This window comes from Bradyrhizobium xenonodulans (genome assembly GCF_027594865.1).
Classification (GTDB): domain Bacteria; phylum Pseudomonadota; class Alphaproteobacteria; order Rhizobiales; family Xanthobacteraceae; genus Bradyrhizobium; species Bradyrhizobium xenonodulans.
Genome location: NZ_CP089391.1, coordinates 121,501 through 134,180 on the forward strand (window position 1 = coordinate 121,501; position 12,680 = coordinate 134,180).

The following is a 12,680-nucleotide window of genomic DNA, read 5'->3' on the forward strand; positions in this document are numbered from 1 at the left end:
TTGTCAGGTCTGTTACATGCCCATGCCGCCATCGACCGGCAGTCCGATGCCGGTGATGAAGCGCGCTTCGTTCGAGCACAGGAACACCGCGGCGTCGGCGATGTCGCCGACCTCCGCGAGCTTGCCGAGCGGCGTCTGCTCCACCACCGAGCCGACCGCCGCATTGACGTCGGGCGCGAGGCCGATCTTCACGATGTCGTTGGCCAGCTGCATGCCCATGTCGGTCGGGATCAAGCCGGGATAGATGCAGTTGACGCGCACGCCATAGCCGAGCTTGCCGGCTTCCATCGCTCCAACCCGCGTCATGCGGTCGACGGCAGATTTCGTGCCCGAATAGACCGCAATGCTCGGGAAGGCGATCGTCGCCGCCACGGAGGCGATGTTGACGACCGCACCGCCTTTGCCGGCCGGTCCGCCCGGACGCATCGCGCGGAAGGCGTGCTTCATGCCGAGCACGGTGCCGACGATGTTGACCTCGCACATCCGCCGCGCGTCCTCGGCCTTGACCTCCGAGATCAGCGAGGTGATCTCGATGCCGGCATTGTTGATGAGGATGTCGTAGCCGCCGAGGGTGGCGATCGTCGCAGCGGTCGCTTTCTCCCACTGCGCATCGTCGGTGACATCAAGATGCACGAAGCCGGTCTTCACACCGAGCTTGGCGATTTGGCCGGCGCTGTCTCTGCCAACATCATCGAGGATGTCGCCGATCATGACCGCCGCACCGGATCGCGCCAGTGCCTCTGCAATGGCGGCTCCTATCCCGCGGGCTCCGCCGGTGACCAGGGCTTTACGGCCATCAAGACTCTTCTCACTCATCGCACGTCCTCCCTTTGCTTGGACTGATCTGTTGGACTGATCTGTTCGCTGATGATCGGTGCGTGCTGCGATCGGCGGCACGGTGCCGGCGCGGTGGCGCAACGGCATGCGAGTCCGTTCCGGCGGCGTGGCGCCGGTGGGTGCATTTCCTCCATTTGCTGGCGTCTTGACGACTGTCCAAATTCTTGGCGCGCACACTCCTCCCGGAACTTGACAGTTGTCAAGGTAAAAATTTGACAGTTGTCAAAGAGGATGGTCTGTAGACGATGACGGACGATGTGATCGTGGCGACCAAGAGACTGGAGACAGCGCGACAATGGCGCGGCAAGCGACAGGAGCGGCGAAGCGTGAGGCCGTGGCGGAGGCCGTCCGGGACGACAAGTTCAACGCGCGCCGCATCGAGCTTGCCGAGGCCGCACTCGAAACGCTTGGAGAGCTCGGCTTCGCGCGTACCAGCCTGCGCGAGATCGCGCAGAACTCGGCGTTCACCCACGGCGTGTTCCACTATTATTTCAGCGACAAGCTCGACCTGATCTGCTGCTGCGTCCGCCATTACAAGGCGAAGTGCGTGACGCGATATGACGAGGTCGTCGCGACCGCGACGAGCCGCGACGAATTGACGGAGGGTTTCCTCGCCAAGCTCGCAGCGACGTTGCAGACCGAAGCCCGCATGCACCGGCTCTGGTACGATTTGCGCTCGCAGGCGATGTTCGAGGCGGCGTTTCGCAAGGACGTCCTCGAGATCGACAAGAGCCTGGAGGCGATGATCTGGCGCATCGCGTCGCGCTATGCCGAGCTCGGCGGCAAGCGGCCGGCGTCGTCGCCCGCCGCGCTCTATGCGCTGTTCGACGGTCTATTCCAGAGTGCCTTGCTCAAGCACCTCGCGGGCGACAAAGGGGCGATTCCCGATCTGCTCGACGAAGTCCGGTACCTGCTACCAACGGTCTGCTGACCGCGAGCAGACGGCGCCCGTTCTTGATTTGAGAGATGAAGTTTCCGCGTCATCAGTGCGAGGAGCACTTGCGACGAAGCAATCCAGAGTCCTTTGAAAGATTCTGGATTGCTTCGCCGCGCTCGCAACGACGCAGTGTGAGGCTACGAAGTGCCTCAACTCTCGTGTCCCCGACAAGCTGCAACGCTCAAGCGTTGCGGCGCAGAACAGGGACCCAGAAGGCGACGCGGGAAGGCGCCGTGAGATGGGCCCAGGCTCTGCAGCGCACCACTGAAGAGCACTGCGCTTGCGTCCGGGCACGAGAGCGGAGACGACTACGCCGCAGTCGCCGGCGGCAGGGCCAGCACCGAATAGATCGCCTGGGCATCGCGCGAGGCGCGGAGTTTCTTGGCGATGTCCTGGTCCCGCAGCAGGCGGGCGATGCGGGCGAGCGCCTTGAGGTGGTCGGCGCCGGCGCCTTCGGGGGCGAGCAGCAGGAAGACGAGATCGACCGGCTGGCCGTCCATCGCCTCGAAATCGATCGGGCGATCGAGGCGCGCGAACAGACCAAAAATCTTTTCCAGCTTGGGCAACTTGCCGTGGGGAATGGCGACGCCGTAGCCGACCGCGGTGGTGCCGAGCTTCTCGCGCTGGAGCAGCACCTCGAACACGGCGCGTTCGTTCTGACCGGACAGCTCGGCAGCCCTGGCCGCGAGCTCCTGCAAGGCCTGCTTCTTGCTGTTGACCTTCAATGCCGGGAGAATCGCCTCGGGCGCGACCAGATCGGTAATCGGCATGGAAGGTTTCCGAGGTGAATTAAACCGTCAGGTTCCGAATTGGCCAGCTTGGAGAGAACCACGCCGGGCCGGCGTCAAGAAGGTGAAGCAGGAGGGGGACTTAGCCCCGATCCTGATGTGGGGCGCTTCTACTCCAACGCAATCCCGGTGCCAACTCCTGCGTGCGGCTTTGCCCCGGTCATTGTTGGGGGCTGCGGTTGGTACGGGGGACCCGGTTCCAGCCATGACAGCCCAACCTAACCGCCCGGCTTGGCGTCCGCCTTGGTTCCAGGGGGGTCGATCCAGCCCACATTGCCGTCAGCCCGGCGGTAAATGATGTTCACCCGGCCGCTGGAGCCGTGCTGGAAGACGAGGCACGGCGCCCCGCTCAGGTCCAGCTCCATGACGGCCTCGCTGACCGACATCTGCTTCAGCGAGGTGGTGGCCTCGGCGATGATGACGGGGCTGTAGCCGGTGACCTCGTCCTCGTCCTCACCCTCGCCCGGCGCTTCCAGCACGTAAGCCGTCGCGTCGAGCGCGGCCAGCGCGGCGGAGGCGACATGGGCCTTGCGGGCCGAGCGGTCCTTGAGCCGGCTCTTGTAGCGCTTGAGCCGCTTCTCGATCATGATCAGGGCCTGGTCGGCGCTGGCATAGGCATCGGGCGCATTCGAATCGGCTTCGAGCGTGATTCCGGAATCGAGATGCAGCGCACAGTCGGTGCGGAAGCCGAAGCCGTCCTTGCTGAGCGTGATATGGCCGGAATAATTGCCGTCGAAATATTTGCGCAGGACCTCATCAGTCCGGTCGGAAACGCGGCCGCGCAGGGCCTCGCCGACGCTGACGCTCTTGCCCGAAATCCGAAGGGTCATGTGATGCCTCGCTTGGTTTGGTCCCGACTGCGATGACGCGTCATCGCAGCCGAGGTTATTCCCTGCGCCTGATCTTCCCGGAAAACCGCTATGCACTTTTCCGGATCATGCGCGTGCTTGGATCGGTCGCGAACAGGGGGATGAGAGTAGCGCGATTTCGCGCCAGCGCAATCAGGCCGGCTCGGTGTTGCGGGAGCGATCGGACATTGCGGCGGAAAGGACGTTACCAAGGGCGCTCTGCTTGTCGCGGCGGCGTTGCACCGAGGACGGAATGCGCATGGCTTCGCGGTACTTCGCAACCGTGCGGCGGGCAATATCAATGCCCGAAGCGCGCAAGCGTTCCACGATGGTGTCGTCCGACAGGATCGCGGCTGGCGCCTCCGAATCGATCAGCTGCTTGATGTGGTGGCGCACGGCTTCCGCCGAATGCGCCTCGCCGCCGTCGGCCGAGGCGATCGAGGCCGTGAAGAAATATTTCAACTCGAATGTGCCGCGATTTGTCGCCATGTATTTGTTGGCGGTGACGCGCGACACCGTGGATTCATGCATCTGGATGGCGTCGGCGACGGCCTTCAGATTCAGCGGCCGCAAATGCGCCACGCCGTGGGTGAAGAAGCCGTCCTGCTGGCGGACGATTTCCGTCGCAACTTTCAGGATGGTGCGGGCGCGCTGGTCGAGCGCGCGCACCAGCCAGGTCGCGTTCTGGAGCGCGTCGGTGAAATAGGATTTGTCGCCGTCCTTGCCGATCTTCTTCGACAGCTCGGAGTAGTAGGTCTGGTTGACCAGCACGCGCGGCAAGGTGTCGCTGTTGAGCTCGACATGCCAGCCGCCGTCGGGGCCCGGGCGAACGTAGACGTCGGGCACCATGGTCTGGAGCCGCGCCGAGCCGAACTTCATGCCGGGCTTGGGATTGAGGCGGCGGATCTCGCCGATCATGTCGGCGATGTCCTCGTCGTCGACGCCGCAGAGCTTGCGCAGGCTCGCAATGTCGCGCTTCGCCAGAAGATCGAGATGCTCGACGAGCGCCTGCATCGCGGGGTCGTAGCGGTCGAGCTCGCGGAGCTGGATCGCCAGGCATTCGCTCAAATTGCGTGCACAGACGCCGGGCGGATCGAATTTTTGCAGCACGGCAAGGACGTTCTCGACGTCGGCTTGCGATGCGCCCAGGCGCTCGGCAGCCTGGCCGAGGTCCGGCGGCAGATAGCCGGCCTCGTCGACGAGGTCGATCAAATACTGGCCGATCATCCGCTGCGCAGGACCCGTGAAGGCCACCGAGAGCTGCTCGGCGAGGTGGTCACGAAGCGTGGTTTCCGCGGCGACGAAGGCCTCGAGATTGTAGTCCTCGTCGCCGGAGGCGCCGCCGCCCCATTCGGTGTAGGTGGTCGGCGCGGCGTCCTGGGCGTTGCGCGCGGCGGCTTCGGCGGGCTCCTCGGAGAAGACGTTGTCGAGGCCCGTGTCCAGGGTCTGCTCGATCTCGGCACGAGTGCCGAGATCCTTGCTCATCCATTCTTCCTGGCCCGGCTCGAAGGCCTCGCCCGGACCGCCGCCCGGCTCGTCGCTGTGGCCGCCACCGAAATCGTCGCCATCGCTGAACTGGCCGGCCTCGGCCGGGGCTTCGCCACCGGGGGCTTCGTCATTGGCCCGCTCCAGCAGGGGGTTCCGCTCGAGTTCCTCTTCCACGAAGGTGGTGAGATCGAGATTGGACAATTGCAGCAGCTTGATCGCCTGCATCAGCTGCGGCGTCATGACCAGCGACTGCGATTGCCGGAACTCTAATCTCTGCGTTAGCGCCATGAAGCAAGAACCGATCCCAAAAGTTGGTCCGATTTTTGCTTATCCTAGTCTCAGCCCGATGTACACGGCTTGACGAACTGGAAAAAAGGGCTAGAGGCGGAATTCCTCGCCAAGGTAAAGGCGGCGAACGTCCGGATCGGCAACGATCTCATCCGGGCTACCCTCGGTCAAGATTTCACCGGCATAGACGATGTAGGCGCGATCGGTGAGGCCGAGCGTCTCACGCACATTGTGGTCGGTGATCAAGACGCCGATGCCGCGGTTGGTGAGATGGCGGACGAGGTCCTGAATGTCGCCGACCGCGATCGGATCGATGCCCGCGAAGGGCTCGTCGAGCAGCATGTAGTTCGGACGCGTCGCCAGCGCGCGCGCGATCTCGACGCGGCGACGCTCGCCGCCGGACAGCGCGATCGACGGCGATTTCCGCAGGCGCGTGATGTTGAATTCGTCGAGCAGCGAGTCGAGCTGCTGCTCGCGCTTCTTGCGCGAAGGCTCGACCACTTCGAGCACGGCGCGGATGTTCTGCTCGACGGTGAGGCCGCGGAAAATCGAGGCTTCCTGCGGCAGATAGCCGATGCCGAGCCGCGCGCGCTGATACATCGGGAGCTTGGTGACGTCGTGGCCGTCGAGCTCGATCGCCCCGCGATCGGGCTTGATGAGGCCGGTGATCATGTAGAACACGGTGGTCTTGCCGGCGCCGTTCGGACCGAGCAGGCCGACCGCCTCGCCGCGGCGCACATAGATGCTGACGCCGCGCACGACCTGGCGGCTGCCGAAACTCTTTTCCACGCTATGCACAGCCAGGAAACCCGGCCGCTTCAGGAGCTGGGGCCCCCCGGAGCCATTGGGCCGGCTGGCGGTCCTGACCGGGTGGACAGTCTGGGCCCGCGGCGGCGGCTCGGTTTGGTAGTCGGCCTGATAGTCGTCTTGATAGTTGCCTTGATAATCGCCTTGGAATTGGTCGGGCGCATGCATCGGCTGGTCACGAGAGATCGGCGGCGCGTCCCTGACAGGGCTGGGCACGAGACCGCCGACGCTGTCACCGAGCGCGGTAATGTCCCGACGCGCAAATCCTGGCCGGCCGCGTTTGGCGGGGCGCCGACGGAACATGCTGAATAGATCGACCATCCCCGCCTTCCAGCCTTTTCGCGGTTCTTGCGCGATTTTCGCGCGGTGCTCGCGCAATCTGCCGCGCCGGCCTCTCGATGCGCCGACGCAGCATGAATGAAGGGATGTCTCATGCCCAGTGAAACACGCCCGAAAAGCGGCGGACCCCGCTTCGAAAGCCCTGCGCGCTAGATACAGTCTCGCCGGGCAAGCTTCAACCTCGGATCGGCCGCATCCGGCTCAAGCCATTGAAGTTATTCTTGGAAGTTACCTTTGGAAATTATTTCGGCTTGCTCGCGCCGGGCAATTGCAGGGGCGAACCCGCACCGGGCTTGCCTCCTTGGCCTCCTTGGCCGCCCGGCCCGCAATCATTGCCGCCGCCCTGCGGCAGCAGCGCCTGAACACGGCCACTGTCGGATTCGACGCGCGAGACACCTGTCGTCATGTCGACGGCCAGCCGGTCGCCGCGCAGCACGTTCTTGCACTGCGTCAGGACCACGCCGCCGAGCATGGTGATCTGATTGGTTTTGGTGTCGAAGACCGCGGTCTCGCCGGTCACCACCTGGTCCTTCTGGGTGACGACGACATTGCCGCGCGCCTCCAGCCGCTTGATCGAGGAGCTGCCGCCAGGGCCGGGCGTTGCCGACTGCATCGGCGCGCCCTTGGCCGCCTTCGCCGCAGGCTGCGGCGTGGCCGGCTTGTCACCGCCGCCCGACTCGTAAAACACCACCAGCGTCTTCGAGGTCATGGTGGTGTCGCCCTGAATGACCTTCACATTGCCGGAGAAGGTCGCTTCCTTCTTCTTGTCGCGCATCTCGAGCGAGGCAGCTTCGATCTGGATCGGCTGATCGCGGTTTTGCGAAAAGCCCTGCATCGCGTTGGGCACGCCCTGCATCGTGCTCTGCGCGACGGAGGCACCCGTTGCGATCAGCGCGACAGCCGCGGCAAGCGCGGCCGCACCGATGATGGCGCTAGGTTTGTCTTCAGCGCGCGGAAAAAGCCTGATCATGAAAATCACTTTGAATTGGCAGATTTGTTCTTGGACTTCGGCGGCGGCGGCGCGGGCTCGGCCGGCGCAGGCTGAACAGCGGGATCGTCCAGCTTGTCCAGATGCATCACCACATTGCCTTCGAAACGGATCACGTCGCCGCCTTCGGTGATGCGCAGCCGGTCGGCCGTCAGCGTGCCGTTGGTCAGCTTGACGTCGACACGCTCATCCGAGGAGACCGTGCCCTTGTTCATGTCGACGAAGGCGGAGTTCAGCCGTGCCTCATAGCCGGTCGAGGTGCGCAGGAAGATGTCCTTGTGCAGGTCGAGCTGCTGCTGCTTGTTGTCGAAGCGGCCGGTGCGGGCATCGAGGAACATGGTGGATTGATCCTCCATCAGCACCTTCGCGCGCAGATCGGTGAGATCGACATGATCGGGGTCGGTGATGTCCTGTGTCGCAGTCTTGGCCCAGAGCTCGTAGGGCCGCTGGTCCGGTGTGAAGCCGGACATGTGCGGCGATTCCATCGTGATCTTGGTGCCCGTCACCACGAGATTTCCGGAGTCGAGCTTCACGGGGATCTGGAAGGGATTGAGGAAGGTCGAGACGGCGACGATCGCGGCCATGGACGCAGCCACCGTCACCGGCACCGCGACGCGCAGAATCCGCACCAGGCGGCTATGGCGCGCCGCGCTGGCAAACTTCGCCGCAAGCGCGGCGTCGTAGGTGGGATTGTGGGCCGAATTCACCGCTGCTCCAGGGTGTCGCTCGCCTTGTCCGGTCTAGAGGGCGGGCCATTGTACCCGGCGCCGCCAAGATATGCAGCCTTGGACGTAGGAGCCTTGGACATATCAGCCTTGGACAGGCCGCACGAAAGTGTCCGAAACGGGGCGACAGCCCGAGCCTAACCGCCGCAGACCGGTTCAGGAATGTGCGAAAATGTCCTCTTCGGCCCAGCCCTGGAGGTCGAGCAGGCAGCGGGTCGGCAGGAAGTCGAAACAGGCTTTTGCCAGCGCAGTGCGGCCTTCCCGGACCAGCATGGCATCGAGCCGCTCGCGCAAGGCGTGCAGATGCAGCACGTCGGAGGCGGCGTAGGCGAGCTGCGGCTCGGTCAGGCTGTCGGAACCCCAGTCGCTGGACTGCTGCTGCTTGGAGAGATCGACATTGAGCACCTCGCGCACGAGATCCTTGAGGCCATGGCGGTCGGTGTAGGTGCGGGTCAGGCGGGAGGCAATCTTGGTGCAATAGATCGGCCCGGTCATGACGCCGAAGGTCTGGTACAGCACCGCGACGTCGAACCGCGCGAAGTGGAAGATTTTTGTGATGGCTGGATTGGCCAGCAGGGCCTTCAGGTTCGGCGCATCGGTGTGGCCCTTGGGGATCTGCACCACGTCGGCGCTGCCGTCGCCGGGCGAAAGCTGCACCACGCAGAGGCGGTCACGGTGCGGGTTCAGCCCCATGGTCTCGGTGTCGATCGCCACCGCTGTGGTGTAGCGCGTGAGGTCGGGCAGGTCGCCGCGGTGCAGGCGTACGGTCATGGCGTTTCAAAACCTTGGGTCGAATCGGTCGGTCGGCATCATAAGCTAATCGGACGGGTTGCGATTTAGCCAGTGGGGGCGGTCCGCGCAAGCGCGGGTTGGCCCTAAAAAGGCCCGATCAGATCGCCGCCAGCATGATGCAGATCATCGCCGCGACCGTGATGCGGCTGGGGCCGTCGCGGAAGGCGTAGATAATGGGATCGTCGGGCATTTCGCGGCGATGCGCCATCATCAGGGCGCGGCCGAACCAGTAGAGCAGCAGCGGGTTGAGCAGCCACAGCATCCAGGCCCGGCTGTATAGCGGCATCACCGCTGACGACGAGACATAGAGCGAGAACACGGTCACCGCGTTCATCGCGCTCGCCGCCGCCATCGCGCCGATGATGTGCAGATCGGTGACGCGGTAGTCGCGGTTGGAGGGATCGGCGAGGCCCGCGCTCTCGCGCATGCTGAGCTCGCTGAAGCGCTTGATCAGCGCCAGCGAGGTGAACACGAACAGCGAGAAGATCAGCAGCCATTCCGATAGCACCACGCCGACGGCGACCGCGCCGGCGATGATGCGCAGGCTGTAGAGGCCGGCGAGCGTGACGACGTCGACCAGCATCTTGCGCTTGAGCACGAGCGAATAGGCGATGGTGGTGGCGAGATAGGCGCCGAGCACGCCGAGGAACAGCGGCGAGATGCAGAGCGAGGCCACGACCGCGAACAGCCACAGCGCGGGGATTGCGAGCAGTGCGGACGAGATCGGCAAATCGCCTGCCGCGAGCGCGCGGTGACGCTTGGTCGGGTGCTGCCGGTCGGCTGAGAGATCCAGCAGATCGTTCATCAGATAGGCGCCCGACGCGCAGGCCGAGAACGCCAGGAACGCCAGCAGCGCCGAGCTGAGCGTCGCAAGATTCATCTGATGCGCGGTGACGGCAGGCACGAACACCAGCGTGTTCTTGGCGTATTGATAGACCCGCAGCGCCTTCGCCCAGGTCTTCAAGCTAGAGGTCTTCAAACGAGACGTCTTCAGGCTCGCACTGTTGCTGCTGCGACTCTCGATGCGCTCGATGGAGCCACGATCGAACGGCAGCTTGTCGCCGCCAGCGAGATCGGCCGGCGTCACGACGCCATCAAAACCGAGATGCGCAGCGATGCCCGCGGCATGACCGGCAAAGCGACCGGCAACCAGATAGATCTTCTCGCCCCGTGCCCGCGCCGCCAGCGCCTGGTTCAGCACATCGGGCTCATAGGGCAGATGGGCGTAGTCGATCTTGGCCTGCGCCAGGATAGCCGTGAGCGCGGCCATGCCAGGACGTCCGCCCGCGCCGAAGCGGGCCAGCATGCGCCCGGGACTGGAGAACAGCGCTTCCATCAGCAGCTCGGACCGCAGCAGGGCGCCTTCGAGATCGACGACGAGCGTCCGCGCGGCCGCCACCGTGGCCGACGGGGTGGGCGCGCCAGAATCGTACTGCCGGGCAGGCTGCTCCATCCGAAAACGCTCTATTGACCGCAACATGACCGGCCCAAGGACGGGGGAGGCCGGGGAGCAGGGAAATGGACGGCCGCGAGCCTAGGGGGCATTCGCTAAGGGCGGCTTAATTCGCCGGGACGAGGGGCCGGCTGCCGGGCCGCCAGCTGTTGCCCGGATCCCACAACCCAGCGGGAGCTTCGTGTTCCGCCAGAGCTTTCAGCGTGCGCCCCGTGAAAACCGCTCCGACCCACCCTATCTGCCAATTTCCCGCCCGCTCACCATGAATCAGGTGCCATGACCGAACAGACGCTCGCCGCGCCTCTCGACGACCAGCAGGAACGCCAGCGCGGCTTTTCGCGCTACCAGGCGCTCCTCATTGCGCTGCTCGCGTTCACGCAGTTCACGATCATTCTCGACTTCATCATCATGTCGCCGCTCGGCGCCATCCTGATGCCCGCGCTCGACATCACGGCCACCCAATTCGGCATCGCGGTGTCGGCCTACGCGTTCAGCGCGGGACTGTCGGGGATCCTCGCGGCCGGCTTTGCCGATCGCTTCGATCGCAAGCGCTTGCTGCTGTTCTTCTATGTCGGCTTCGCGCTCGGCACCCTGCTCTGCGCCGCCGCGCAGAATTACCATGTGCTGCTGCTCGGCAGGATCGTGACCGGCTTGTTCGGCGGCGTGATCGGCTCGGTCGTGCTGGCCATCATCACCGATCTGTTCCCGCTGCATCTGCGCGGCCGGGTGATGGGCTTCGTCCAGACCGCGTTCGCTGCCAGCCAGGTGCTCGGCATTCCCGCGGGGCTGTTTCTCGCCAATCACTGGAACTGGCATGTCTGCTTCATTGCGATCGTCGGCCTGTCGATCGCCGCGATCGCAATCATCATCTTCGCGATGGAGCCGGTCGACGCGCATCTGAAGCTGAAGCAGGACAGAAACCCGTTCCACCATCTGATCGCGACGGTCTTCGAGCCGCGCTACACGTTGGCCTTCGCGGTCACGACCCTGCTGGCGACCGGCGGCTACATGCTGATGCCGTTCTCCAGCGCCTTCACCGTGAACAATCTCGGCATCGACATTCTGCACCTGCCGACGATCTATCTCGTCTCGGGCCTGTTCAGCATCGTCACGGGGCCGCTGGTCGGGAGAGCGAGCGATACGTTCGGCAAATACCCGACCTTCGTGTTCGGCAGCGTGGTGTCGGTGATCATGGTGCTGATCTACACCCATCTCGGCCACGTCTCGCTGACCACCGCGATCCTGGTCAACGTGCTGATGTTCGTCGGCATCTTCTCGCGCATGATCCCGTCGCAGGCGCTGATGTCGGCAATCCCCGACCAGAGCCAGCGCGGCTCGTTCAGCGCGATCAGCGCCTCGCTTCAGCAGCTCTCCGGCGGTCTCGGCTCGATGCTCGCCGGCGCGATCATCGCGCAGGCGCCGGACGGAACGCTGCTCCATTTCGACCGGATCGGCTACGTCGTCGTCGCCTCTGCGATGGTCTCGCTGGTGGCGATGTATTTCGTGCAGAGGGCGGTGGCGGAGCGGGCGGGGAGAAGGATGGTGTGAGGGGGTCGCCCGGCAACGGGCCGCGGCGATGCGGTGATCGCCGCCCTTATTGGGGTAGCGCGCCGCAGAACGACCGAGCCTACTGGGGTCTGCTTTGGCGGAAGGCCGACATCCGCCGCACCACGAGCAAGGTCTGTCGAGAGCCAACAGCAGAAGTCGGCGGTTTGCCTATTCAATCACTTCGTCGCCACTGGTCAGCATGTTGATTCAGATCAACGGCCATCCCAATGCTTCGACATCAATTGCCGGATGTCACCTCATCCCCGCAGGAGACGAGCATGCGCGTGTTGGCAATGGCAGCTCTACTGAGCTTGACGCCGGTTTCGGCTTTCGCTGTCTCCGACTGCCGGGTCACCGGTCATCCGTCCGCGTTTGGCGTCGACATGACGGCCTACGTCGCGGTCAGGTCGGGTGAAACGTGCAATTTTCCGATGCGGATTCCAGGAGCGATGCATAGCTCGGGCGTTTCCCGGAAGCCTGCGCACGGGACGCTCAGGCAGCTGAACGTAACGACGTTCAGGTACACCGCTGCATCCGGATACAAGGGCAACGATACGTTTGCCATCTATGGTGAAGGAAAAGGTCCGTACGGCTCAGGAAGATCAGTCATGACGGTGAATGCGACGATCGATTAGGCGCGAACCCGAACTGCCGAGACCATGGGTAAGCCCCGATGACCGATTTGAGTCGATCGGCGGATTGCGCAAGCCGCGCGAATCGGAGGATGCGATGCGTTCTGTTTCGGTCCTGTGCCTTGTGATCACTCTGTGCGCATCCATTAGCGCCGCCGCGGCGTCTCACTCACATCGCCGACATGCCGTTGTTCGCACGAACCAAAGCGT

The 12,680-nt window shown here is 64.2% G+C and carries 12 protein-coding genes; 3 read left to right on the top strand and 9 right to left on the bottom strand.

The annotated features are described in order from the left end of the window. Positions 1–12: 12 nt before the first annotated feature. On the bottom strand, positions 13–816 hold the full coding sequence (locus I3J27_RS00540; RefSeq protein ID WP_270164217.1) for an SDR family NAD(P)-dependent oxidoreductase: 804 nt from the start codon (positions 814–816) through the stop codon (positions 13–15). Positions 817–1,132: 316 nt separating this feature from the next. On the opposite strand from I3J27_RS00540, the gene I3J27_RS00545 reads away from it, so the two are divergent. Further along, positions 1,133–1,768: a TetR/AcrR family transcriptional regulator gene (locus I3J27_RS00545; protein WP_270164218.1), complete on the top strand. Its 636-nt coding sequence runs from the start codon at positions 1,133–1,135 to the stop codon at positions 1,766–1,768. Positions 1,769–2,082: 314 nt separating this feature from the next. Here the strand turns inward: I3J27_RS00545 and ptsN are convergent, their stop codons facing one another. The 8 genes from ptsN to I3J27_RS00585 all read right to left on the bottom strand — a co-directional run bounded on the left by ptsN (position 2,083) and on the right by I3J27_RS00585 (position 10,290). Continuing rightward, positions 2,083–2,544 (bottom strand): PTS IIA-like nitrogen regulatory protein PtsN, encoded by a 462-nt coding sequence (gene ptsN, locus I3J27_RS00550; RefSeq protein ID WP_045004831.1) that lies wholly within the window; start codon positions 2,542–2,544, stop codon positions 2,083–2,085. A 236-nt stretch (positions 2,545–2,780) separates the two neighbouring features. Then, the gene (hpf, locus tag I3J27_RS00555) at positions 2,781–3,392 is read right to left on the bottom strand and encodes a ribosome hibernation-promoting factor, HPF/YfiA family (protein WP_270164219.1); all 612 of its coding nucleotides are present in this window, start codon (positions 3,390–3,392) and stop codon (positions 2,781–2,783) included. A gap of 171 nt (positions 3,393–3,563) precedes the next feature. Beyond that, a complete protein-coding gene (gene rpoN, locus I3J27_RS00560; RefSeq protein WP_270164220.1) occupies positions 3,564–5,186 on the bottom strand; it encodes an RNA polymerase factor sigma-54 in 1,623 nt (540 codons plus the stop codon). 90 nt (positions 5,187–5,276) lie between these two features. Continuing rightward, positions 5,277–6,314 carry an LPS export ABC transporter ATP-binding protein gene (lptB, locus tag I3J27_RS00565; protein WP_270164221.1) on the bottom strand — a complete coding sequence of 346 codons (1,038 nt, stop codon included), beginning with the start codon at positions 6,312–6,314 and terminating at the stop codon, positions 5,277–5,279. A 259-nt stretch (positions 6,315–6,573) separates the two neighbouring features. Next, the gene (locus I3J27_RS00570; RefSeq protein ID WP_270164222.1) at positions 6,574–7,302 is read right to left on the bottom strand and encodes an LptA/OstA family protein; all 729 of its coding nucleotides are present in this window, start codon (positions 7,300–7,302) and stop codon (positions 6,574–6,576) included. Positions 7,303–7,307: 5 nt separating this feature from the next. Further along, complete coding sequence (gene lptC / locus I3J27_RS00575) at positions 7,308–8,027, bottom strand: LPS export ABC transporter periplasmic protein LptC (RefSeq protein ID WP_270164223.1); 720 nt, start codon at positions 8,025–8,027, stop codon at positions 7,308–7,310. A gap of 174 nt (positions 8,028–8,201) precedes the next feature. Beyond that, a complete protein-coding gene (locus tag I3J27_RS00580; protein ID WP_270164224.1) occupies positions 8,202–8,816 on the bottom strand; it encodes a ribonuclease D in 615 nt (204 codons plus the stop codon). 118 nt (positions 8,817–8,934) lie between these two features. Continuing rightward, positions 8,935–10,290 (bottom strand): UbiA family prenyltransferase, encoded by a 1,356-nt coding sequence (locus tag I3J27_RS00585; protein ID WP_270164225.1) that lies wholly within the window; start codon positions 10,288–10,290, stop codon positions 8,935–8,937. 276 nt (positions 10,291–10,566) lie between these two features. Here I3J27_RS00585 and I3J27_RS00590 point away from each other — a divergent pair, with 276 nt between their 5' ends. Both I3J27_RS00590 and I3J27_RS00595 read left to right on the top strand, forming a co-directional pair. After that, a complete protein-coding gene (locus I3J27_RS00590; protein ID WP_270164226.1) occupies positions 10,567–11,838 on the top strand; it encodes an MFS transporter in 1,272 nt (423 codons plus the stop codon). Between the two features lie 278 nt (positions 11,839–12,116). Beyond that, positions 12,117–12,473, top strand: a complete 357-nt coding sequence (locus I3J27_RS00595) for a hypothetical protein (protein ID WP_270164227.1) — start codon at positions 12,117–12,119, stop codon at positions 12,471–12,473. Positions 12,474–12,680 lie beyond the last annotated feature (207 nt).

Coding starts and splice junctions, on each gene's coding strand:
- I3J27_RS00540 (WP_270164217.1), bottom strand. CDS start 816: ATGAGTGAGAAGAGTCTTGATGGCCGTAAAGCCCTGGTCACCGGCGGA.
- I3J27_RS00545 (WP_270164218.1), top strand. CDS start 1,133: ATGGCGCGGCAAGCGACAGGAGCGGCGAAGCGTGAGGCCGTGGCGGAG.
- ptsN (WP_045004831.1), bottom strand. CDS start 2,544: ATGCCGATTACCGATCTGGTCGCGCCCGAGGCGATTCTCCCGGCATTG.
- hpf (WP_270164219.1), bottom strand. CDS start 3,392: ATGACCCTTCGGATTTCGGGCAAGAGCGTCAGCGTCGGCGAGGCCCTG.
- rpoN (WP_270164220.1), bottom strand. CDS start 5,186: ATGGCGCTAACGCAGAGATTAGAGTTCCGGCAATCGCAGTCGCTGGTC.
- lptB (WP_270164221.1), bottom strand. CDS start 6,314: ATGGTCGATCTATTCAGCATGTTCCGTCGGCGCCCCGCCAAACGCGGC.
- I3J27_RS00570 (WP_270164222.1), bottom strand. CDS start 7,302: ATGATCAGGCTTTTTCCGCGCGCTGAAGACAAACCTAGCGCCATCATC.
- I3J27_RS00580 (WP_270164224.1), bottom strand. CDS start 8,816: ATGACCGTACGCCTGCACCGCGGCGACCTGCCCGACCTCACGCGCTAC.
- I3J27_RS00585 (WP_270164225.1), bottom strand. CDS start 10,290: ATGGAGCAGCCTGCCCGGCAGTACGATTCTGGCGCGCCCACCCCGTCG.
- I3J27_RS00590 (WP_270164226.1), top strand. CDS start 10,567: ATGACCGAACAGACGCTCGCCGCGCCTCTCGACGACCAGCAGGAACGC.
- I3J27_RS00595 (WP_270164227.1), top strand. CDS start 12,117: ATGCGCGTGTTGGCAATGGCAGCTCTACTGAGCTTGACGCCGGTTTCG.